Below are 22,354 nucleotides of genomic sequence, written 5' to 3'. Positions count from 1 at the left end.
AGTGCCTCGCGGCGTGAGCCGGACATGAGCAACACGCGAAAGACTATCCTTCTGGTCGAGGACAATGAGGACAACCTCGTCGTCTACCGGACAATCCTCGAACATGTCGGTTACTCGGTGATCGAAGCCCGCGACGGCGAAGAAGGCGTGAGCCGTGCCCGCGAGCACCTGCCCGACCTCATCCTCATGGACATCTCGATTCCCAAGCTCGACGGCTGGGAAGCGACCCAGCGGCTCAAGTCGGAGGACGGCACGCGGGACATCCCGATCATCGCGCTGACCGCGCACGCCCTGGAAGAGGACCGGCAGAAGGCGGTGCAGGCCGGCTGTGACGGCTACCTTGCCAAGCCGGTCGAGCCCCGGCGGGTGGTGCAGGAGGTCGAACGCTTCGTGGGCCCTCCCGGTGCTGGCTGACGCGCGGTCCGACGGGTCAGAAACGACAACGGCTCCGCGGGTGCGGAGCCGTTTCACTTTGTTCGCGTGCGTCCCCAACAGTGGGGTCCGCGCACGGATGTGCTACCAGGCGATCCAGCGCTCGATAGCGCGCAGGGTCGCCAGGATGGCGGCCTCCTCGACGGAGCGCTGGATATCGAAGCCGACGAAGCCGTTGAGGGTGGTAAAGCGGCGGCCGGCGGCGGCCTCCACGGAAACGGCGACGAAGCGGCGCCCGAAGACGTCGAGCGCGGACGTCGCCTCCAACCCGAGCGCGACTCCGTCGGAGACGCGCTGTGCGGCCGACAGCGTAGCGCGTACGGCCGCGCGGATCCTGCCCGCCTCGGAATCCATCTCCGTGGCCTCACCGCGGAAGACCTCGCCACGACAGCCGATCTGGACCGCGATCGTGACGTGACCGGCGGAACGGCCGATGCTCAGCTCGTGCAGGAGCAGGTAGCGTGAGGCGGCAGCCCCGCCGTCGATGACGCCGGGCACGTGCGCGACTGCGTCCTCGGCGGGCGCGCGGGCGTGGTCCACGTGAATCGCGGCCGGCTCCCACTCGAAGCCGTGACGCCGGAGCACCGCCGAAGCGGCATTGGCCACGATGATCCGCGGAGAGACCGGTGAGGCGGTGATGCGCACATCGCGCACGGCCCCGGCGTCGTCGAGCCAGACGGCGGCCGAGACGACGCCCGGCAGTCGCTCGAGGTCGGCAACGAGCTTCAGCTCGCGGCTGTGACGCGCGGACTGGTCGTCGTAGCCGTCGCCGGCCGGGGTGCTGCTGCGCGCTGCGGAATGTCTCATGGGATCTCCGGCGGGCTGCTCAGTCGTCGAGGCCGTTCCAGCGGTTTACGGCCTGGAGCCCGGCGAGGATGGCCGCCTCCTCTGGACCGCGGGTGACCTGCGCGACGCCGGTGAGCGGCAGCAGCTCGCGGCCATCACGCCCGTGTGCGGCGACGAGCACGAAGCTGCGGCCGAGCGACGAGACGATGGCAACGTCGTCGAGAACGAAGTTGTCCTGTTCCCGGCCCTCCGTGATCGCGCTGAAGAGTGCGCGCGCAGCGACCTGCGCCCGTCCGAGCGGCGTGCTGCTCCCCGTCGCCGACCCGGTGAACTCTTCCTTGTGCTGGCGGACGGTCACGCGGCAGAGCGTCTCGCTGTTCGGCTGGGTCCGGGCATCGTAGCTCATGAAGACCAGCCGGCCGCGCGGCGCTTCCGGCACGGCGCTCACGGCGCCATTGCCGTTGGCCGTGGCCGCCGGCGTCGCAGCGCCCGCCGGCGGCTCGGCGCCATCCTGGAGCTGGGCGACGCTGACCACACGCCGGTCGATGGTGACGCCCAGTCCCGCGCTCAGAGCCGACTCGATGTTGCGCACGACCTGCTTGGGGTGGAACCCCGCTTCCGCCAGGATGTGAACCGCGGTGATGCGCCCGTACCCGTCCGCGGAGATGCGCGCAGACGCGATTCCCTCGAGCGCGCACAGCAGGCGCTCGACTTCCTGCTCGGTCGGCGAGCCGGTTCCGATTGACGACATGGGTTCAGGTTAATGCCGCGGACGCCCGAAGGCCAGATTTCCCGCTGGTGGCGACCCCTTGGCATGGTGGCTAACATGGTGCAGGGATGGGCTCTACAGCACGGGATGCGACGAATGACGGAACGCAAGCGAGAGACACTGGTGATCATCGGGTCCGGGCCGGCAGGCTGGACCGCGGCGCTCTACGCGGCGCGTGCGAACCTCGATCCGCTGGTCTTCGAGGGCGAACCGATCGGCACGGTGCTGCCGGGCGGCCAGCTCATGACCACGACCGAGATCGAGAACTACCCGGGCTTCCCCGAGCAGCTCACCGGTCCGGAGCTGATGCAGCGGATGAAGGAACAGGCCGTCCGGTTCGGTGCGCGGGTGCTGACCGAGAACGTGCAGAGCATCGACCTCGGTACGCACCCCTTCGTGCTGCGCTCGACCTACTCCGGTGAGGTCGAAGCACTCGCCGTCATCATCGCGACGGGGGCCCAGGCGAAGTGGCTCGGCGTGCCGAACGAGGAGCGGCTCGCGCAGAGCGGCGGCGGCGTGAGCGCATGCGCCGTGTGCGACGCGGCGCTGCCGATCTACCGCAACAAGGTGCTTGCCGTTATCGGTGGCGGTGACACGGCAATGGAAGAAGCGCTGTACTGCACCAAGTACGCGGAGGAGGTCATCGTCATCCATCGCCGCGACGAGTTCCGCGCATCCAAAGTCATGGCAGACCGCGTGCTCGCCCATCCCAAGATCCGCGTGCTGTGGAACACCAGGGTCGTCGAGGTGCTCGGATACGACGACATCGAGGGCGTCCGCATCGAGGACACGGTGACCGGCGAGCGCAGTGAGCTGGAGCTGGGCGGGCTCTTCGTCGCGATCGGCCACAAGCCTGCGACAGAGTTCCTGAATGGACAGCTGCCGCTCACGGATCATGGCTACATCAAGCTGCCCCACGCATGGCGCACGGCGACCGACATCCCGGGCGTGTTCGCAGCCGGTGACGTCATGGACGACTTCTACCGCCAGGCGATCACCGCCGCCGGCACCGGCTGCATGGCCGCACTCGAGGCCGAGCGCTGGCTCGCGCACCATGGTCTTGGTGAATCGCCGGTGCTGGAAACGGCCGAGGCACCGGTGGACCAGGCTGCATCGGCCGGATAGGCCTTATTCGTCTACCGTCTACCACAGAGATCACGGAGATTCTTCACTGAGAACGGAATTACAGTTGTTGGATTGCGCGTGGACGCTTCCTGGCGAACGCCAACAACTTCGTTCTCAGTGATTCGTTCTCCGTGATCTCTGTGTTCTCGGTGGTTGAACGAAACTAGAAGATGCTCTTGAGCCCGCGCAGCAGCCGGTCGAGAGCACGCTCTGCCGCGCTTTCGGGATGCAGCGGGCAATACTCGCGGGGAACGGAGCCGGCGCGGAAGTACTCGATGCGCACCTGTTCCGGCGGGCAGTTGCCGGTGGCGAGGTAGCCGGTGACGGCATCGATGGGCACCTGCGCGACGCTTTCGGGGGGCAGCCATCCGGCCGGTGCGGGGCGCGACTGGTATGCGGCGCGCATGACGTCGGTCCACACGGGTGCGGCGAGGTTTCCGCCGAAGGCCCAGGGCGCGATCTGCTTCGGCTGATCGAAGCCGAGCCACACGCCGGCGGCGAGGTCGGGTGTCATGCCGACGAACCAGACGTCCTTCGCGTCATTCGTCGTGCCCGTCTTGCCTGCGGCGGGCAGCGCGAAGCCGCGCTCGCGGATCACGCTCGCCGTCCCGCGATCGATCACGTCCTCCATCATACTCGTCGTGATGAATGCGACGTCGTCATCAACCGCGTGGGCGCGGGAGAGCGGCGCACGCCAGACCACGTTCCCCTGCGCGTCCTCGATGCGTGTGATCAGCGTCGGCTTCACGCGGAAGCCGCCGTTGCCGAGCGCGGCGTACGCCGCGACGAACTCGGTGGGGATGACTTCGGCCGAGCCGAGCGTGATCGAGGGGTAGGGCGGGATGTCGGTCGTGATGCCGAGCGCGCGTGCGGTCTGGATCACGCGCTGCGGGCCTACCCATTCGCCGATGCGGACCGCGGCATTGTTCGACGACAGTGCGAGGGCGTCGCGCATGGACACGAGGGAGAGCGTGTCAGGGGCGAGGTCGACCGGTGACCAGACGCCGGCGCGATGCGCGACACTCACGGACGTCGCATCGATCCTGTCGCTTGCACCCATGCCGGACTGAAGCGCAGCGGCGAACAGGATCGGCTTGAAGGCGGAGCCCGGCTGCCTGCGGGCGAGCAGTGCCCTGTCATACGAGGAGTGGGTGAAGTCGCGGCCGCCGACCAGTGCGCGCACCTCACCCGTCCTGGTGTCGAGCACGACGATCATGCCCTGCAGGTACGGTGAGCCATTGCCGCTCGCGGGCTTCAGCTTCTCGCCCGCAGGCGGGGTCTCGTGCGGCCAGCGGCCGAAGGCGCCGCTTTCGATCCGCTCGATCTGGGCGAGCAGCGCCCGTTCGGCCGCCGCCTGCAGTGCGGGATCGATCGCGGTGTAGACGCGCAGGCCGCGCACGTCCGCATCCGCTCCCACCAGGTCCTTCAGCTCGCGCCGTACTGCAGCAACCGCCCACGGTGCCGATGCGCGTGCTTCGGGCGGCGGTGCGAGATCCAGCGGCTGCGCTTTCGCTGCGTCTGCCTCCGCGTGAGAGATCAGCCGCTCGCGCGCAAAGATGTCGAGGACCACGTTGCGCCGGCGGATGGCGCGCGCCGGATGCTCCCGCGGATTGTAGCCTTCGGGGTTCTTGACAAGGCCTACCAGCAGCGCGGCCTCCGCCGCGGTAACGCGCGCGACCGGCTTGCCGAACAGCACGCGCGCCGCCTCCTCCACGCCGTACAGGCCGCGGCCCATGTACACCTGGTTGGCGTACAGCTCCAGCACGCGCGGCTTGCCGAGCGCGTCCTCGACCGCCCCCGCCATGCGCACCTCGCAGATCTTGCGGCGGAACCGGTCGCCGCGCGGCAGCTCCTGCGGGAACACGTTGCGCGTGAGCTGCATCGTGATCGTGCTGAAGCCCTCGTCGAGCGAGCCGGCCTGCACGTTGTGCCAGACGGCGCGGCCGATGCCGCGGATGTCCACGCCGCCGTGCTCCCAGAACCGGCGGTCCTCCACCGCGACGAAGCCGTCACGGACGATGGCCGGAATATCGTCGAGTGCAACGAGGGTGCGTCGCTCCGGCGACAGGTCGGCCAGGCGGGTGCCGTCCATCGCAAAGACGCGCGTCGCCTGGGGCGGGCGGTAACCGGTCAAATCGTCGATCGGCGGACAGGCGGGCGCGGCCATGAGCCCGACGCCAGCCGCGCCGAGCACGCCGATGAGCAGCAGCACCACCAGGAAGCGTTTCAGCATGTCGGCCTGTTACACCGCTGCGGCGGCATCCTTCCACGGCTGGAGGTGTGCGGTCGTGGTATGCGGCGGCCGGATTCCGGCCGCGATGCGCGCGCCGTCCGATCCTCCGGGCACGAGTCCCCGCAGGGTCGACTACAGCAGGATCCTGCCTCCGTCGACGACGAGCACCTGCCCGGTCACGAAGGGGCTGGTCGCCAGGTAGAGCAGGGCGCGCTCGACGTCCTGCGGTGAGCCCTGGACGTCCAGCAGGCGACGCTGGTGACCCTCCTCGGCATTCCCGTCCTCGGGCGGCAGCACGGTGCCGGGGGCGATCGCGTTGACGCGGATCTCCGGCGCGAGCGCACGCGCAAGCACGCGCGTCAGGTGGACCAGCCCTGCCTTGGAAACGGCGTGATGCGCATACGAAGGCCACGGCTGCAGTGCGGAGAGGTCCGCGATGTTGACGATGCTGCCGCGACGGCGCGCGAGATGCGGTGCGGCAGCGCGGCTGAGCAGAAACGGTGCGCGGACGTTTACGGCCTGCACGCGATCCCACGCCTCCACGTCGATGTCGGCCACGGCCGCGCGCTCGAACAGGGACGCGCTGTTCACGAGGATGTCCAGAGCACCCAGCGCCAGCACCGATTCCTCGATCAGCGGGCCCGCCGAATCCGCGTCGCCCAGGTCCGCCTGCACGGGGAACGCGCGGCGACCGAGCGCCTCGATGTCGCGGACCGTCCGGTCGGCGTCGTCGCCAGAGCGGTTGTAGTGCACGGCGACGTCGCAGCCGGCGCGTGCGAGCGCGAGCGCGAGGGCGCGGCCGACGCGATGCGCGCCGCCGGTGACGAGGGCGATCCGGTCCTGCAGCTCCATGGCCGCCAAAGGTAGTGGCGACGCGGCACATGAATCAATTACACTGCCGCTCGACAGGAACGCAGCGAAGGGAAGGGTGCCATGGCAGAGCTGAACGGGAAAGTGGCGATCGTGACCGGTGCGACGCGCGGAATCGGCCGTGCGATTGCCGAGGCGCTCGCCGAAGCGGGCATACAGGTGACGGTCACCTCACGCAAGCAGGCCGACTGTGAGGAGGCGGCGGCCGCAATCGCGGAGCGCACCGGTACACGCGCGCTCGGTATCGCATGCGACGTACGTGACGCGACGAGCTGCGCGCAGCTGGTCGAGCGCACCGTCGGCGAGCTCGGCCGGCTGGACATCCTCGTCAACAATGCCGGCATCGGCGCCTTCGCGCCGGTCGCGGACATGAGCGTCGACACGTGGGATGCCGTGATCGGCACCAACCTCGACGGCCCCTTCTACTGTACCCATGCCGCCCTGCCGCACCTGAAGAAGATCGGCGAAGCGTGGGTCATCAACATCGGCAGCCTCGCGGGGAAGAATGCGTTTCCGAACGGCGCCGCGTACAATGCGTCGAAGTTCGGTCTGATCGGGTTCAGCGAAGCGCTGATGCAGGAGGTTCGCTACGACGGCATACGGGTGAGCTGCATCATGCCCGGCAGTGTCGCGACCGAGTTCTCGCATCCATCCGGCTCGACGGATGGCGAATGGCGCGTGCAGGCCGGCGACATCGCCCGCATCGTGATGGACCTGCTGGCGACGCCGGCCCGCACACTGGCGAGCCGGATCGAGGTACGCCCCTCGCAGCCGCCGCGGAAGTGAGGCGCTCGTTTTCACGCGCCGGTCGGGTCAACCTGCGTTTCACGCCGACGCAACAGACGTTCTGTTCGCGATATTCCATGACGTGTACATCGAGGCACCATGAGTGATACGAAATACCGGACGGAGAAGGACTCGCTGGGGGAGATGCAGGTTCCGGCCGATGCGCTGTGGGGAGCACAGACACAGCGGGCCGTGGAGAATTTTCCGATCAGCGACCTGCGCTTTCCCCGGGAGTTCATTGCGGCCCTGGGCATGATCAAGAAGGCGGCGGCGCAGACCAACGTCGAGCTGAAGCTGCTGGACGAAGCGCTGGCCAGCGACATCGTGCGCGCCGCCGATGAGGTGATCGCCGGGCAGCACGATGCGCACTTCGTGATCGACATCTTCCAGACGGGCAGCGGCACCTCGACGAACATGAATGCGAACGAGGTGATCGCGAACCGTGCCCTGCAGATCCGCGGTGCCCGGACGGGCTCGAAGGGGATTCACCCCAATGACCACGTCAACGCGGGACAGTCGTCCAACGACGTGATCCCGACGGCCATGCAGGTGGCGGCGTGCGTCGCGATGCGCCGGACGCTGATCCCGGCGCTGGAAACGCTGGAATCCTCACTGCTCGCCAAGGCGCGTGAGTTCGACGGCATCGTCAAGTCCGGCCGCACGCACCTGATGGATGCGACGCCGGTCCGGCTCGGCCAGGAGTTCGGCGGGTTCGCCGCGCAGGTGCGCCACGGGATCCGTCGCGTGGAAGAGGCGATCAACGACATGGCCGAGCTGCCGCTGGGCGGTACCGCGGTCGGCACGGGCATCAACACGCACCCGGACTTCGCGAAGAAGGCGATCGCGCGTCTCGAGGCGGCGACCGGCGTGCCGTTCCGGGAGGCGACCAACCACTTCGAGCGCCAGGCCACACGTGACACCATCGTGTACGCGCACGGCGCGCTGAACACGATCGCCGTGTCGCTGACCAAGATCGTCAACGACCTGCGCCTGCTCGCGAGCGGTCCGCGCGCCGGGCTGGCCGAGATCACGCTGCCGGCGATCCAGCCCGGCTCCAGCATCATGCCCGGCAAGGTCAACCCCGTGATCCCCGAGGCGGTCACCATGGTCGCCGCACAGGTCATGGGAAACCACACCACCATCACGGTCGGTGGGCTTGGCAGCTACTTCGAGCTGAACGTGATGATGCCCGGCATGTCGTACGCGCTGCTGCAGTCCATCTCGCTCATTGCCAACGCCTCGACAGTGCTCGCGAAGAAGTGCGTGGACGGGATCGTTGCGAACGAGGACCGCATCCGCGAGCTGCTGGAGGGCAACCTTTCCCTCGCCACCGCGCTGGCTCCGTCCATCGGCTACGATGCTGCCGCGTCCATTGCCAAGGATGCGTTCAAGGAGGGGAAGACGGCGCGCGAGGTCGCGCGCGAGCGCGGCGTGCTGCCGGAAGCAGAGCTGGAGAAGGTGCTGGACGCGAAGGGGATGACGGAGCCGGGGATTCCCGGGTAAAGGGTCGTCCGCGGCGTTCTTTTGTCGAGCGCAGAGGACGCAGCGAACGACGCTGAGGTTTTTCTGAGCTTGGTTTTCGAGCGACAGCTTCGCGGTGGCTCTGATCTGCACGCATATGATGCAAGTCTGAAAAAACAGGAGCGGGATGCTTCCTTCGAAGCATCCCGCTCGCTATTGAACCTTCAGCGCGTTCTCTGCGTCCTCTGCGCTCTCTGCGGTAGAAAAGCCGTTACAGCCCCGCCTGCACACCCGGCTGCGGCGGCCGATCCACGATCACCGGTGGTGTTACCTCGACGGCTGCCTCGTCGGAGAAATCCGGAGCCGTCGCAGGCACGAGCGGCAGGCCCTCGCTGCGGGTGATGACGATCGACGTCAGCAGGTCGCCCGTCACGTTCGGCACCGTACGGGCCATGTCCAGGATGCGATCCACGCCGAGCACCAGGGCAATGCCCTCGCCGGGGACGCCGACCATCTCCAGCACCATCACGAGCAGCGGGATCGAGCCGCCGGGCACGCCCGCCACGCCGATGGCCGTGATGACGGACATGATCACGACGATGAGCTGGGCGGTCAGCGAGAGGTCGAGGCCGAAGACCTGGGCGAGGAAGAGAACGGTCATACCCTCGAAGAGGGCAGTGCCGTTCATGTTCATCGTAGCGCCGAGCGGAACGACGAAACCGGCAACCTCGCGCGGCACGCCGAACTCCTCCTGTGCGGTGCGCAGTGTCGTCGGCATGGTGGCGTTCGAGCTGGACGTCGAGAACGCCGTGATCATCATGTCACGCGCGCCGCTGAAGAACCTGCGGATGGGTATGCCGCCCAGGAACTTCGCGAGCCCGCCCAGAGTGAACACCAGGTGGATCGTCAGCCCGGCGAGCACCATCAGCACGTAGGCGCTGAGGGAGCCCAGCACATCGAGGCCGAAGCGTGCGGTCACGGCGAAGATGAGACCGGTCACACCGATCGGCGCGAGCTTCATCGCGAAGCCGATCATCACGATCACGGCCTGGCCGAAGCCCTCCAGGAACGTGAGCACCGGCTGTGCGAGCTTGGGCGGCACGCGGGTGAGCGCGACACCGAACACCACCGTGAAGAAGATCAGCCCGAGCATGTCACCGCTCGACGCGGCGCCGAGCGGATTGCGCGGTACGATGTTCACGAAGGTGTTGACGCCGAACTCCGTGGTCTCCGCAGTCTCGATGCGGCTCGCGGCGTCGCCCGAGTAGGCTTCGAGCAGCCCTTCGCGCACGACCGGATCGAGGTAATCGCCCGGCCTGACCGCGTTGGCGAGCAGGAGGCCGAGCGTGACGGCGAGTGCGGTGGTCAGGACGAAGAAGCCGAACGTCTTGCCACCGATGCGGCCGAGGCTGCGGATGTCGCCGAGACCGGCCACGCCGAGTGCGAGCGACGTGAAGACCAGCGGCACGACCACCATGAACAGCATCCGCAGGAAGATCTGTCCGACGGGGTTCGCGATGTTGTCGACGATCCAGAGCAGCTGGGGCGCGTCGCGCCAGAGGTAGTTGGAGGTGACACCCGCAACGGCGCCGACGATCAGGCCGATGAGGATCTTGGTATGCAGCGGGATGCCGCGACGTCCGGTCTTCTCGTCTGCCACAGTGCTACTCCGGTCTGTTGGAAGGGTCGGGTCAACCGGGAAGGGCGGCGGAGTCGGGCAGGGCGTCGTCGGACGCGCGCTGCAGCAGCTCCTGGATGGCACCGAGCCGGCGACACAGCTCCTCGCGCCGCAGCCGGTTCAGGGTCCAGAGACCGTCCTTCCGTCGATCTATCACGCCGGCACTTTCGAGCACCGACAGGTGATGGGACAGCAGCGACGGCGAGAGCCCGAGTCGGCGCGCAATTGCACCGCAGGTGAATTCGGCTCCGGCACCGGCGAGCAGGTCCACGATTCGATATCGATTGACGTCCGAAAGCGCCGAGAGCAGGCGCACGACGTCGTCCGCACCCAGCGGTTCGCGTGTTTCTTCCACGGAACGGTCACCCTGCTATCGGAGATCGTCGGGGCAATGGTCGGGCAGTCATACCCGTCCACCCGGTCCGGGTTCACGCCGGCCGGCCGTGCTCCAGGACGAACAGGGAACAGGCGCGCGTCGTCTGACCTCCGGCGACCAGGTCGAGGTGATACCGCCCCTCGTGCGGGAAGATTACCCGCTCGAGCGGCAGGATCAGGCGCGTACGCGCCGGCCGCCGCGGATCCGCAGGCGCATGCACCTCGGTGTGCCCCTGGATCGTCAGGACGCGCGTGTCGTCATCACCGACCAGGTCCGCCCGCAGCGGCTGCTGGCCGGCTTCGTCGGGTGACCACTCCACGACGAGCGCGACCGTCATCCGGTCCTGCATGGCCGGAAAGCCCGGTGCCGCGAGCTCGTCGAAGATGCCGACAAGATCCAGACGACCATCGGCCGCTTCGTGGGCCTCGTCGCAGAAAACTGCAAGCTGAAGTTCCATGAAGTGGGTAACATGTCGGGATTGTATACACAAGTCAATCAGCCACGCATATTCCGCGCGCCGGGATCATACTGCAGGAGCAATGGGAGGGGAGGACACGTCGTGAAGACGCTGCTGGTAGCGCTGTCGCATCCGGACGACGAAGTGGGCTGCGCCGGCACGATCGCCGCGCACGCGGCGCGCGGCGATCGCGTGGTGATGCTGTTCCTGACGCGCGGTGAGATGACGGAGGCGCTCGGCGAGTTGCCGCCGGAGGAGATCGGGCGGCGTCGTGCGACGCACGCGCGCGAGGCGGCGGCGGTCGTGGGCGCGGCGGATGTGCGACTGCTGGATTTCCCGGACACACGCGTGCACTACACGCCCGACGCGACGTACCGTGTTGCACGCGAGATCGCCGACATCCGGCCGGACGCCGTCGTCACGTGGGGACAGGCGTGGCAGCGTGGCATGCGCCATCCGGATCACCAGGCGACGGGAGACATCGTGCGGGCCGCACTCACGATTGCACGGATGCGCCGCGCGGTCGCGCCACTCGAGCCACACCGTGGGGATTGCCCGGTCTTCACGCTGCGCGAGCCGCACTCGACGCTGCCGGAGCTCGCCATAGACATCACTGCCGTCCAGGACCGTGCGCTGGAGCTCGCGGGCTACTATCGCGAGCGGGTCGGCTGGCCCGACCACGCCTGGCTCGTTGCACGACAGCGCTCGGCCGGAGCGCCTCACGGACTTGCCGCGGCCGAGCTGTTCGATGCGTGGGAAACGGAAGGCGGCGTAGCAGGCACCCTGATCTGAATGCGCGCGACCCTGGCGCCGGGCGTCAGGGATCAGTCGACGGCGCCGATGACGTCGCGCTCGTCGACCATCTGAAAGTCCGGCAGCTCGTAGCGGCGTGTGCCGCGGAAGACGTCGTCGAGCGCGTCGCGCACGTCTTCCTCCTCCGGCCGCTCTACGGTGCCGCCGTTCCAGGCCGGCAGCTGGAGGAGGTCGTCAGGGAGCAGTGCCGGCGCCAGGACGCGGGACTGGTCGATGTCGAGCGTGAGGAATCCGATGGGCAGGAGCACACGGTTCACCTGGTGGCGCACGGCCAGGTAGCGTACCTGGCCGGCGTCGACGTCCACGATCAGGTCGTCGACGATGCCGAGCTCCTCACCGCCCGCGCCGACGAGCGGCCATCCGCGCACGTCCGGCTCCTCCCGCGCAATGCGATACCCGTGCAGCGAGCGCAGCGGCTCCAGGCCACTGTCGATACCGCGGCCGTGATCGCGGGAGAGCGGATGAGCGCCCGCGTAGAAGCCGCGGTGGTCGAAGGCGGGATGCGCATAGTAGCGCTGCCCGTGGAAGAGCTCGCCGTGTGCACGCACGAGCGTGTGCTCGTACTCCTCGTCGACCGGGGCGTCGGGAGTGTACGGCGGAATCGCGGTCAGCTCCTCCAGCAGCGCCGCGCGCAGCCGCAGCTCGTACGCAGACGCGACGTCCTCCGTCCGGATCCTCGAGCTCACCCCGTCGGCGTCCATCCCCTCCGCATCGATTTCACGCGACCGCAGGCGTGCGTGCCCGATGGGTACCAGGACATGGCGGTTTCTGTCCGACAGCGAGATGTCGACGTAGCGGATGAGCCCGGTTCGCGCATCGGCGAGTGCACCCCAGATCGAGCCGATCGCGAGACCGCTCGCGTCGCGCACCAGGATGCCGGCCAGGTCGCGCACGGGACGGAGAGGACGCATGCGGGAGTAGCCCGGATCGTTTGCGGCTGCGTTCATCGTGGGGAGCAGGCCATGCAACCCCCGTTCCTTGACACATGCGATGGATTCGCGACCTTCCGCGCAGCGTGCGGTCGCGGCTGGCCGCACATCCTGCGGCGGAGGCGGAGTGCGTTATCGACACGATGTATCGGCCGGCGTCATCGTCTTCCATCGCGATGATCGCGGCTGCCGTTTTCTTCTCGTGCTCTCGCGCCTGACCAAGCGTCCGCTGTGGGAGTTCCCCAAGGGAGGCGTCGACGAGGGGGAGTCACTGAAGCAGGCCGCAATGCGCGAGCTGCAGGAGGAGACCGGGCTGACCGACGCCGACGTCCGCCTCGTGCCGGGGTTCGAGCGGCGCGAGGAGTACCGGTTCACCACGGGTGAGAACGAGCCGCGAACGCTGATCCGCAAGGAAGTCACCTACTATCTCGCGGAGGCGACGCGCACCGATGTGCGGATTGCCGAAGCGGAAGCGAGCGAGTATGCCTGGCTCAGCCTCAAGGATGCGCTGCGGAAGCTGCGCTATCCCGGCCGGCGCAGACTGCTCGAAGATGCGGCGCGCGCCGCAGGCTGCCTGGAGTAGCCGCGCGCGAGACCGCTACCGCTGCGCCACGTGCCGCAGCCGCGACGCCAGCAGCGGCACGGGCAGGTCGCGCGCCTGGCGCACCACATCATCCACGCTCAACCCACCGATCGGCTGCACGCTGTCCAGCCAGAGCCGGCCGACGGGATCCACGAACATCAGCCGTCCATAGTGCCCGCCCGCCTGCTGCCAGCACTGCAGCAGCACGCGGTAGCTGCCACCATCCAGGCTCAGGGTCCGCACGCTCAGTGTGCGTGTGGCCGGGCCCAGCGCGGCCGGGGCGTTGACGGTCCGCCGAACGCGTGGCAGGCGGCCTCGGGGGAGCCGCACCAGTCCCGTCCAGCCGCACTGCATGCACCAGCGCTTCTCCAGCGTGGAGCCCGGCAACAGGCGCGACAGGAGACCCGCCCCCCGCGCGCGCAACGGCACTGTCTCCGACCCGCAGCCGGTGCAACGCCGCCCCCGCGGCAGCCCGCGCCAGCCAATCGCCCCGCTGAGTGCCAGCGGCACAACGAAAACCAGGACCAGGTACAGCACAACCAGCACGATCAGATTCATCTCGCTTCCCCGGCTTCAACGTCCGCTTCCCCTCAATTCATGGAGCGTGCCGCGGGCGGCGGAACCGGCCGGCCAGGCCGCAGGGATCAGCTTTCTTGACTCGCTGGAACGAACCCTGCAATATCGGCAACAGTGTCTCCTCTCGGGGAGCACCGCCGGGTCGACGGAGAGCGAACGGCGACCCGGTTCCCTGCCACGCATCCGCGTGGCAACCAAAAACACCGGACCCTCATCGGAGGTGGGTACATGAAGCGCTCGCTTTTCTCGGTTATCACCGCATCGACAGTTCTCGCGTTCGCTGCCTGCGCTGGCGGTGAGGAGGACGTCGAAGTGCAGCCCGTCGAGGAGGTCACGCCGGCACCTGCGCCTGCGCCGGCGCCGATGCCTATGGACACGATGATGGCCGACACGATGATGTCGGACACCATGATGTCCGACACGATGGGTATGTAGTCGCGTTTACCGCTGAGGGTTCGGGGACGGCGCGGGCGTGAGCCCGCGCCGTTCTCGTTTCAGCCTCCGCCCGGCTGCGACGTCGCACCTGCAGGAAACGCCGCGTCATAGCGTGCGCGGCAATTCTCCACGATCTCCGCAACACCCTCCGCCTCCCAGCCGAGGATCTCCGTCTTCTTCCCCTCCAGCTCCTTGTAGATCGCAAAGAAATGCTCGACCTCGCGGAGGAAATGGGGTGCTGCATCGCTCAGCCGGTGATAGCCCTCGTAGAGCGGATCATGCACCGGAACGGCGAGGATCTTTTCGTCCAGCCCCTTCTCGTCGCTCATGCGGAACACGCCGATCGGTCGGACCACGACGAGGCAGCCGGGAAACGTCGGCACGGTCACCATCACCACGACGTCGAGTGGGTCGCCGTCGTCGGCGAGCGTGCGGGGGAAGAAACCGTAGTCGCCGGGGTAATAGACAGCACTGTAGAGCAGGCGGTCGAACTTGAAGAAGCCGGTCTCCTTGTCGAGCTCGTACTTGTTGCGACTGCCGCGCGGGATCTCGACGATCGCATTCAGCTCGTGCGGCGGATTCGGCCCGAGCGGCAGATCATGCCAGGGATGATGAAGCATTCAGTCTCCAGTATCGAAGAGCGCACCGCCGATGATCTCGGCGCGCATGTTTCCACTGCGGGAGGTGTCCACAACGCGCCCGCACGCGCAGCGCTGCTCGACAGTCGGGTGCTCCAGCTCTTCACCAAACAGCCGAGCCGCTGGGCGGAGCCGGTGCTGGGAGCCGATGTCGTGGCGGGATTCCACGAAGAGTGTCGTGCGCATGGCATCGGCGCCATGGCCGCGCACGACGCGTACCTGATCAACCTCGCCAGCCCCGACGATGTCCTGCGCGCTCGCTCCTTCGCTGCATTCTGCGAGGAGCTGCGCCGTTGCGCACTGCTGGGCATTCCCTGGCTGGTATCGCATCCCGGCAGCGCGACCGACGGGGATCGCGCCTCGGGCATCGCCCGCAATGCCGACGAGCTGACGCGTGCCCTCGAGACGGCGGGTGGAACGACGACCGTGCTGCTCGAAACCACGGCGGGTGCAGGCAGCGCACTGGGCGCCGTGCTCGAGGAGCTGGCCGAGCTGCGTCATCGCGTAAGTGACCAGGTGCGCGACAGGGTCGGGTTCTGCGTCGACACGTGCCACATCTGGGCGGCCGGCTACGATCTCCGCGAAGATTACGCGGGCGTCACCTCCGCCATCGACGACATCCTGGGCGTCGCGCACGTCCGCCTGTTTCACCTCAACGACTCGATCGGCGCACTCGGCAGCCACCGCGACCGGCACGCCGACATCGGCAGGGGTGCGATCGGTGCCGAAGCCTTTGGCGCGCTGGTGCGCGACGACCGCTACGCCAGCGTGCCCAAGCTGCTCGAGACCCCGAAGGGCGACGATGCCGTTGCGGCGGATCGAAGAAACCTCGGCGTGCTGCGCACGCTGCGGGCGGCCGGCACGGCGGGAGTGTAGATGCCCGGCGCAACACAAAGGAAAGAAACCGCGCAAAAAGTGACCGGATTTTCGCCGGTCCGGCTTCGGCTCGTCGAGCGCAATTCGTTGTGCGCCAACGAATTGCCTGAGAGAGACCAGTGTGGACTCGATCCTGCTTTAGGGGTCGGCACAATTCGGTCTGCGGCGAGCGGGAACTCCGGGGAGAGCGCCGCGGAAAGGGCGGGCGGACGTGGGCAACCACGGCCGCCTCGTCTTTTTTATGGGTATCTGCGCAGCCGCATGCCCCTCGCTCCCTCATCGCAAGAGCCTGTTCCTCGCATCCTCCACAGCCAACGCAGCGCTCGAATTGCGGGCGTTGCGCACTTGACAAACCGGTGCTCTTCCACTGCGATTTCGCGCGCTGTAAAACGTTGACCGTGCAGGATGATACGGCTACATTTCGTGCGTCCGATCCGATGTGCCGGAGGACCGATTTTTGGGCCTACAGCATGTCTTTTTGGGGCCGGCTTCCGGGAAGGACGTCACGCCTCGCAAGAGGAAGGCGAATTGCCTGGGGAGGTCACCAGTCGTTTGACGACTGGGCTCCAAAAAATTCCCTCCGGTGCATCGGGTTGAGCCGGCCTGCGTAACACGCGGGCCGGCTCTCTACTTTTCGGAGCCAGCCTGCCGCAGACTGAACGGACGGGTGCACTCCGTCCCCGTGCTCGCTCGCGCAGCGAGCGGTTCCGCGATCCACGGCGAACGCTCGCTGTATCTGTCTTGCCCTGCGCCATGCGACGCGCGACTATCCGGCGCCGGACGAGCAGTCCAGTCCAACTCATGGAGTAGCGGATGCCCACGGTCAGGGTCACACGGAGGCTGCATTTCAGTGCCGCGCACCGGCTCGGTCGCGCCGACTGGGACGACGCGCGGAACCGGGAGGTCTTCGGGCTGTGTTCGAACCCCAACTGGCACGGGCACAACTACGAGATGGATGTAACGGTGGAGGGGGAGATCGACCCCGAGACCGGCTATGTGCTGGATCTGAAGCAGCTGCGTGAGATCGTGGAGGAGCGCGTGGTGAACGTGCTCGACCACGGCAATCTGAATCTCGATGTGCCCTGGCTCTCGGGAGTGAATCCCACGACGGAGAACCTGGTGGTGGCGATCTGGGGTCGGCTGGCGGAGGTCATGCCCGGAGGTGCGCGGCTTGTGCGCATCGTGCTCTGGGAGACGCCGCGCAACTATGTGGAGTACAGTGGTGAGTGATGGCGTGAAGCCGGCGCGGGAGACGCATACGTCGTCGCCGGAAGCGGAGGCGGCGGTAGCGCGTGCGAAGTCGCTTGCGGAGGCGTCGCTGGGCGATCTCGTGCGCGCACAGCTTCTGGCGCTGGGTGAGGATCCGGCCCGTTCGGGCCTGCTGAAGACGCCCGAGCGGGTGGAGGCGAGCCTGCGTTTTCTCACGCGTGGCTACAACATGTCCGTGCGCGAGCAGATCGGCGACGCGATCTTCGACGAAGACCATCACAACATGGTGATCGTCAAGGACATCGAGCTGTATTCGCTGTGCGAGCATCACATGCTGCCGTTCTTCGGCAAGGCGCACATCGCGTACATCCCGAACGGCAGGATCGTCGGACTGTCCAAGCTGCCGCGCGTGGTGGAAGTGTTTGCCCGGCGGCTGCAGGTGCAGGAGCGGTTGACGTCGCAGATCGCCGAGGCGATCGACGAAGTGCTCCAGCCGCAGGGCGTGGGCGTGGTGATCGAGGCGTACCACCTGTGCATGATGATGCGCGGGGTCGAGAAGCAGAACTCCAAGACGCTGACGAGCGCGATGAAGGGCGTGTTCCTGGAGGACCTGCGCACGCGGGAGGAGTTCCTGCGGCTGTGCACCTCGCATGCAATCGTCGGCTGAGCCGCTGCAGGGGCGCCACGCCCTGGTCACGGGCGGCTCGCGCGGGATCGGCCGCGCGACGGCGGCCGCGCTGGCATCCGCGGGCGCCCATGTGACGATCGTGGCGCGGGGCGAGGAGGCACTGGCACGATGCGCGCAGACGCTGGGCGTCGAGGCCAGGGCAGCGGACGTCGCGGACGAGGCGTCCGTCGTCTCCCTGGCGGAGTCGCTGGAGCGTGTGCCCGATGTCGTGGTGCACGCCGCGGGTGCATTCGGCCTCGAGCCGCTGGCGACGACGTCGGCGGCAACGTTCGACCGGATGATCGCCGTCAACCTGCGCGCGGCGTTCCTGCTGATGCGCGCGTTCCTGCCCGGGATGCGAGAGCGCGACAGCGGCCACTTCGTATCGATCGGCTCGATTGCGGGTCGCGTGCCGCTGCCGGGCAACGGCGCCTACGCGGCGTCGAAGTTCGGGCTGCGCGGCCTGCATGCAGTACTGAACACGGAGCTGCGCGGCACGGGAGTGCGCGCGACGCTGGTCGAGCCTGCAGCGACGGATACGCCGCTCTGGGATACGATCGACCGGGCGGCTCATCCGGGACTGCCGGAGCGGGCCGCGATGATGCAGGCGGAGGCCGTCGCCGACGCCGTGGTCTATGCGGTCACGCAGCCCGCTGCGGTGGCCGTGCGGAATATCATACTGGAAAGGTCCTGAGGTCATCATGTTCGTCGTCAGTGTCCAGGCGCATTACGACAGCGCGCACTTCCTGCGCAACTACAAGGGCAAGTGCGAGCGCCTGCATGGCCACCGCTACGTCGTCGAAGTCGCGCTCGCGACCGAGCAGCTCGACGAGTCGGGGATCGCATTCGACTTCGTGCACGTGAAGAAGCATCTGCGCGATCTTGCCGAGAAGCTGGATCACGAAAACCTGAATGACGTGGCGCCGTTCGATACGCTGGAGCCGTCGGCCGAGAACCAGGCGAAGTGGTTCTACGACGAGCTGCGTCGCCTGCTGCCCGCGAACATGCAGGACGCCGTGCTCTACACGCGCGTCTGGGAGACGCCCACCCAGTGGGCCCAGTACACGGAGCGGACCCTCTTCCTATGATCTCACTGCGCGCCGTTCGACTCCTGACGCTCGCATTCGCGGGCACGATGCTGACCGCCTGTGCGTCGGGTGGCGGACCGCGCGAAGAGCGCGAGGACGCGCGCCTGCTGCAGGTCGGACTTCCGCGTGCACTCCCTGACACGACTGGCTGGGGAGTGCACGTGCTCGGGCTTGCGCGCTCGGTCGACGGTACGCTGTGGGCCGGCACGTTCGGCGAGGGGATCTACGTGCTGCGGCGCGACTCCACGAACTGGGAGAACATCCGCGCGGGCGAGGGCAGCATCGCGTGGGACTACGTCAACAGCGTGATCCCGCAGGGCCGGGACACGATCTGGTACGGCACGGTCGGCAACGGCTTCGGTGTGAGCACCGACAGCGGCAGGACGTGGCGCAACTGGACGTACGAGGAACTGGGACCCGAATGGCAGTACGTCGCACTGGAGGGAATCCGCACACTCGGCGATACGGTCTTCATCGCGACCGCTGACGGCGTGCGCATCACGTGGGATGGGGGCAATACCTGGCGTTGCGTCATCGCACGCAACGGCGCGCCGGGCAGCGCCGCGCGGGAAGACCGCGGCTGCACAGAGCGCGTCGCCGCACTGCCCAACGAGTACGTGCTGTCGATCGACGTCGGGTACGAGGGCGAGGTGCGCGTGGGCACGCTGTCCGGCATGGCGATCTCCCGTGACGGCGGCGTCACGTGGGCGGACGCCGGTACGGCAGAGGGTGTCCCCGCAACCCGGATCCGCGGCATCGCAACCAACGGCGATTCGTCCGTCTGGTTCATCGACGAGTCGAAGGTCTACGTCGACTCGCTCGAGGATGGGGAGTTCGTCGAGGCGGAGGTTCACCTGCCCGGCCTGGCCGGTCTCCCGGGACCGCCGCGCACGGTGACCGGCTCGCCGCCGCCGATGCTGCCCTCGATCGCGACGCCGTTCGGGCTGGTCGCGCCCGGCGACGCGAACCGCTTCCGCGTCTACTACCTGGCGGCGGCGGAGCGCTACCGGCCGGCGGGCGACGTGTGGGCCGTGACCTGGTGGGGCCCGCCCTTCTGGCCACTCGGCGCAACGACGGTCGGCATCTCACGCGTGTTGGCGGGCGAGTCACCGGCGCCGGCGTTCATCGATGCGCCATCGGCGCCGGCACCCACGGCCTCGCGCCGCCCCTGGTTGCGCCGGCCGATCGCCGATACGGGTGCGAACCCGTACGTCGACCAGACCTACCGCTACGGCTCGACGATGGGCGGCAACTTCCAGCAGCACCAGGGCGTCGAGTTCAACAACCCGGCCGGCACGCCCGTGCACGCGATCGCCGACGGAACCGTCGCATTCGCGGGAGAGGCGGAGGCCGGCGCCAACGTCGTCGCAATCCTGCACGACACGCGCGAAGGCGAGAACTATGTCTTCTCGACCTACTACCACAACACGGAGCTGCGCGTCGGCACGGGAGCGCGCGTGCGCGCAGGCGACGTGATCGCGACCGTCGGCAACACCGGTCGCGCAACCAACGATCACCTGCATCTCGAGGTGCACGTTGCGCCGACCGAGGACGTCAGCGCGATCGTGGACCCCGAGAACCGCTACCCGCCGCACACCGTCAATCCGCAGCTCTGGATCGAGCCCGTGGCCGGGACCGGCGTGGTCGTGGGACGCGTGCTGAACGGGGCGGGCGAGCCCGTTGCAGGCGCAAGGGTGCACGGACTCGTCGTCGCATACCCGACCGAGACGCCGTTCTCGTTCGCCGAGACGTACGGTGATCGTGCGCATGCGGATCCGGCATATGGCGAGAACTTCGCCGTCGGCGACGTGCCGGCCGGGTCGTACCTGCTGGGCGTGACGATCGATGGCCAGAAGGTGTGGCGACGCGTGCGTGTCGCCGCGGGGCAGGTGACGTGGGTGGAGTTCAGGCCGTAGATGGCTGACGCCGCGGCGGCTGAGCGGGCCGCCGCGCTACTCCGCCTCCCTGACGGCGCGATCGCCCTGGCCGGCATCCCCCTCGTCGCGATCACGTCGCTTCCAAACGAAGAACAGCAGCGGGCCGAGCGCGATTCCCAGTGCGAGGGCCCAGCCGGCCAGTCCGAAGCCTGTCCGGGTGGCGCCTGTCGCGCTGTCTGCCGCGGGCACCGGCACGCGCGCGGTCCATCCAGCCGTATTCACCCCGGCCGAATCGTGCCGCGCCGCTGCTTCTGCGCGGCGGGCGCCTGAATCGATGTCCTGTTGCCCGCCAGCACGCGTAGGCGTGTGGTTGGAGCGGACGGCCATCGTGTCACCGTCCGGCTGAATGACGGTCACGGTGTCCACGGCAAGCGTGTCCGCCGTCAATGCCGGCGGAACGCCAAAGCGGATCTCGCGTGCCCTCCTGGGGGCGCCGATCTCGATCGCAGTCGTTTCACCGGGGTGCAGCGTGAATGTCCGCGGCGCACCCGCCGCCTGCCGTCCGGCGTCGATGCGCGCACGAACGGAGTATTCGCCCGGTGGCAGTGCACCGAAGGCGACGTGGCCGTCCTGGTCCGCGGTGGCCGTGCGGGTGCGGCCGCTGGCATCCATCAGCTCGATCACTGCACGCGGCGCGTCCGCTTCCGCTGCACTGCGCGTCGCGTCGCCGTCGCCATCCTGGAAGACGTGCAGCCGGAGCGCAGCAGCGCGGACGAGCGGCACGTCGACAGCTCCGCGCACCGGCAACCCGACGCCAGGCAGCAGCATGAGGCCCGGGGCGAGCGTACCCGCATCGACGCTGAGCTCGACGTTCGAGCTGCGCTCGCTGTAGAACGCGTAGCGCCCGTCGGCACTCGTAGTCACGAAGGTGTTGCCTCGTCGCACGCGCACGCCCTGGACGCCGTGCTCGCCAGGATCGCGCTGCAGGTTGCCGTTGGTATCCTCATAGATCACGCCCTGTACCTGTGCGCGCCGGCGGAAGGGCAGGGGCACGCCGAGCCTGTGGCGCGCGCCCAGCGAAATGCGCATGTCGTCGGAGTCGAAGCGCCAGGGAGCGTAATCGAGGCCCGCTATGAGCGCCGTCCGCGAGGTGACGTGAAGCGTGGTCGACAGCCACGCGTCCAGGCGGCTGCCCGCGTCATGGCCGAACCAGGTGCCAACGCGTCCGTCCAGCTCGACGCGCCCCATCCGCAGGGTGGAACCGGCGTCCAGGCGTGTCAGATCGGAGCCGAACACGCCTTCGCTGTGCGACAGCGCCAGCCACGCCCAGGCGGTTCCGGCCTGGTACGTCAGCCGCGAAGTGATCTGGCGCAGAGGGCGATCGCTGTCACCGCCGCTTGCCTGACCGAGCTCCACCGTGCCTTCGGCAAGCAGCGGCCCGAGCGGCACGGAACCGCCGACCGCGATCGAGCGCTGCTCGGACTCGCCGGTGAGGATGCCGCCGCCGCTCGTCTGCCTGAGGTACGCGCTCACCTGCGCGCTGGCGCCGCCATCCTGCCAGCGGAGGCTCAGTGCGCTGCCCTGGTGCCTGCCGCCGGTGCCGCTCAGCAGCTCCGCCTCGCCGCGCACCAGCCAGCCGTTCAGGGTCAGGCGCTCGCTCATCCTGAACACGCCACCCAGGTAGGTCTCG

24 protein-coding genes are annotated in these 22,354 nt (G+C 68.1%); 13 read left to right on the top strand and 11 right to left on the bottom strand.

Translation table 11 applies throughout. The annotated features are described in order from the left end of the window. Positions 1–24 precede the first annotated feature (24 nt). Entirely contained in the window at positions 25–414 is a 390-nt protein-coding gene (locus VFU06_06440) for a response regulator (GenBank protein HEU5209033.1), read from the top strand. A 102-nt stretch (positions 415–516) separates the two neighbouring features. Here the strand turns inward: VFU06_06440 and VFU06_06435 are convergent, their stop codons facing one another. After that, positions 517–1,239: a hypothetical protein gene (locus VFU06_06435; GenBank protein ID HEU5209032.1), complete on the bottom strand. Its 723-nt coding sequence runs from the start codon at positions 1,237–1,239 to the stop codon at positions 517–519. 19 nt (positions 1,240–1,258) lie between these two features. Further along, positions 1,259–1,969, bottom strand: coding sequence for a hypothetical protein (locus VFU06_06430; GenBank protein ID HEU5209031.1), 711 nt, complete (start codon positions 1,967–1,969; stop codon positions 1,259–1,261). A gap of 114 nt (positions 1,970–2,083) precedes the next feature. Here VFU06_06430 and trxB point away from each other — a divergent pair, with 114 nt between their 5' ends. After that, a complete protein-coding gene (gene trxB, locus VFU06_06425; protein ID HEU5209030.1) occupies positions 2,084–3,112 on the top strand; it encodes a thioredoxin-disulfide reductase in 1,029 nt (342 codons plus the stop codon). Between the two features lie 163 nt (positions 3,113–3,275). Here the strand turns inward: trxB and VFU06_06420 are convergent, their stop codons facing one another. Both VFU06_06420 and VFU06_06415 read right to left on the bottom strand, forming a co-directional pair. Beyond that, positions 3,276–5,345, bottom strand: a complete 2,070-nt coding sequence (locus tag VFU06_06420; protein ID HEU5209029.1) for a transglycosylase domain-containing protein — start codon at positions 5,343–5,345, stop codon at positions 3,276–3,278. Positions 5,346–5,477: 132 nt separating this feature from the next. Continuing rightward, complete coding sequence (locus VFU06_06415; GenBank protein ID HEU5209028.1) at positions 5,478–6,197, bottom strand: SDR family oxidoreductase; 720 nt, start codon at positions 6,195–6,197, stop codon at positions 5,478–5,480. Between the two features lie 81 nt (positions 6,198–6,278). Here VFU06_06415 and VFU06_06410 point away from each other — a divergent pair, with 81 nt between their 5' ends. After that, complete coding sequence (locus VFU06_06410; protein ID HEU5209027.1) at positions 6,279–7,001, top strand: SDR family oxidoreductase; 723 nt, start codon at positions 6,279–6,281, stop codon at positions 6,999–7,001. 99 nt (positions 7,002–7,100) lie between these two features. Beyond that, on the top strand, positions 7,101–8,504 hold the full coding sequence (locus tag VFU06_06405; protein HEU5209026.1) for a class II fumarate hydratase: 1,404 nt from the start codon (positions 7,101–7,103) through the stop codon (positions 8,502–8,504). 229 nt (positions 8,505–8,733) lie between these two features. Here the strand turns inward: VFU06_06405 and VFU06_06400 are convergent, their stop codons facing one another. From VFU06_06400 to VFU06_06390, 3 genes are all read right to left on the bottom strand, one after another. Next, the gene (locus VFU06_06400; GenBank protein ID HEU5209025.1) at positions 8,734–10,122 is read right to left on the bottom strand and encodes a dicarboxylate/amino acid:cation symporter; all 1,389 of its coding nucleotides are present in this window, start codon (positions 10,120–10,122) and stop codon (positions 8,734–8,736) included. Between the two features lie 31 nt (positions 10,123–10,153). Continuing rightward, positions 10,154–10,495, bottom strand: a complete 342-nt coding sequence (locus tag VFU06_06395) for a metalloregulator ArsR/SmtB family transcription factor (GenBank protein HEU5209024.1) — start codon at positions 10,493–10,495, stop codon at positions 10,154–10,156. Between the two features lie 73 nt (positions 10,496–10,568). Beyond that, positions 10,569–10,973 carry a hypothetical protein gene (locus VFU06_06390; GenBank protein ID HEU5209023.1) on the bottom strand — a complete coding sequence of 135 codons (405 nt, stop codon included), beginning with the start codon at positions 10,971–10,973 and terminating at the stop codon, positions 10,569–10,571. Positions 10,974–11,075: 102 nt separating this feature from the next. Here VFU06_06390 and VFU06_06385 point away from each other — a divergent pair, with 102 nt between their 5' ends. Then, positions 11,076–11,765, top strand: a complete 690-nt coding sequence (locus tag VFU06_06385; protein ID HEU5209022.1) for a PIG-L deacetylase family protein — start codon at positions 11,076–11,078, stop codon at positions 11,763–11,765. Between the two features lie 32 nt (positions 11,766–11,797). Here VFU06_06385 and VFU06_06380 read toward each other — a convergent pair whose 3' ends face one another. After that, positions 11,798–12,733 carry a PRC-barrel domain-containing protein gene (locus tag VFU06_06380; protein ID HEU5209021.1) on the bottom strand — a complete coding sequence of 312 codons (936 nt, stop codon included), beginning with the start codon at positions 12,731–12,733 and terminating at the stop codon, positions 11,798–11,800. A 109-nt stretch (positions 12,734–12,842) separates the two neighbouring features. Between VFU06_06380 and VFU06_06375 the strand changes: the two genes are divergently transcribed. After that, a complete protein-coding gene (locus tag VFU06_06375) occupies positions 12,843–13,298 on the top strand; it encodes an NUDIX domain-containing protein (GenBank protein ID HEU5209020.1) in 456 nt (151 codons plus the stop codon). Between the two features lie 15 nt (positions 13,299–13,313). Here VFU06_06375 and VFU06_06370 read toward each other — a convergent pair whose 3' ends face one another. Beyond that, on the bottom strand, positions 13,314–13,856 hold the full coding sequence (locus VFU06_06370; protein ID HEU5209019.1) for a hypothetical protein: 543 nt from the start codon (positions 13,854–13,856) through the stop codon (positions 13,314–13,316). 246 nt (positions 13,857–14,102) lie between these two features. On the opposite strand from VFU06_06370, the gene VFU06_06365 reads away from it, so the two are divergent. After that, positions 14,103–14,309 (top strand): hypothetical protein, encoded by a 207-nt coding sequence (locus VFU06_06365; protein HEU5209018.1) that lies wholly within the window; start codon positions 14,103–14,105, stop codon positions 14,307–14,309. A 59-nt stretch (positions 14,310–14,368) separates the two neighbouring features. Here the strand turns inward: VFU06_06365 and VFU06_06360 are convergent, their stop codons facing one another. Then, positions 14,369–14,929, bottom strand: coding sequence for an inorganic diphosphatase (locus VFU06_06360; protein HEU5209017.1), 561 nt, complete (start codon positions 14,927–14,929; stop codon positions 14,369–14,371). On the opposite strand from VFU06_06360, the gene VFU06_06355 reads away from it, so the two are divergent. The 6 genes from VFU06_06355 to VFU06_06330 all read left to right on the top strand — a co-directional run bounded on the left by VFU06_06355 (position 14,918) and on the right by VFU06_06330 (position 20,703). Continuing rightward, positions 14,918–15,823 (top strand): deoxyribonuclease IV, encoded by a 906-nt coding sequence (locus tag VFU06_06355; GenBank protein ID HEU5209016.1) that lies wholly within the window; start codon positions 14,918–14,920, stop codon positions 15,821–15,823. The genes VFU06_06360 and VFU06_06355 overlap by 12 nt on opposite strands. A gap of 813 nt (positions 15,824–16,636) precedes the next feature. Continuing rightward, entirely contained in the window at positions 16,637–17,053 is a 417-nt protein-coding gene (locus tag VFU06_06350; protein HEU5209015.1) for a 6-carboxytetrahydropterin synthase, read from the top strand. Next, a complete protein-coding gene (gene folE / locus VFU06_06345) occupies positions 17,046–17,699 on the top strand; it encodes a GTP cyclohydrolase I FolE (GenBank protein ID HEU5209014.1) in 654 nt (217 codons plus the stop codon). The genes VFU06_06350 and folE overlap by 8 nt, the downstream gene beginning before the upstream one ends. Then, positions 17,683–18,393: an SDR family oxidoreductase gene (locus VFU06_06340; protein HEU5209013.1), complete on the top strand. Its 711-nt coding sequence runs from the start codon at positions 17,683–17,685 to the stop codon at positions 18,391–18,393. Before folE ends, VFU06_06340 begins: the two co-directional genes overlap by 17 nt. 7 nt (positions 18,394–18,400) lie before the next feature. Then, positions 18,401–18,787, top strand: coding sequence for a 6-carboxytetrahydropterin synthase QueD (gene queD, locus VFU06_06335; GenBank protein ID HEU5209012.1), 387 nt, complete (start codon positions 18,401–18,403; stop codon positions 18,785–18,787). Continuing rightward, complete coding sequence (locus tag VFU06_06330; protein ID HEU5209011.1) at positions 18,784–20,703, top strand: peptidoglycan DD-metalloendopeptidase family protein; 1,920 nt, start codon at positions 18,784–18,786, stop codon at positions 20,701–20,703. Before queD ends, VFU06_06330 begins: the two co-directional genes overlap by 4 nt. Before the next feature lie 36 nt (positions 20,704–20,739). On the opposite strand, the gene VFU06_06325 is transcribed toward VFU06_06330, so the two are convergent. Next, positions 20,740–22,354 (bottom strand): hypothetical protein (locus VFU06_06325; protein ID HEU5209010.1); only part of this gene is annotated, 1,615 nt, incomplete at its 5' end.

This window comes from Longimicrobiales bacterium (assembly GCA_035764935.1).
Lineage (GTDB): Bacteria > Gemmatimonadota > Gemmatimonadetes > Longimicrobiales > RSA9 > DASTYK01.
This window is presented reverse-complemented; position numbering and strand designations above follow the sequence as displayed.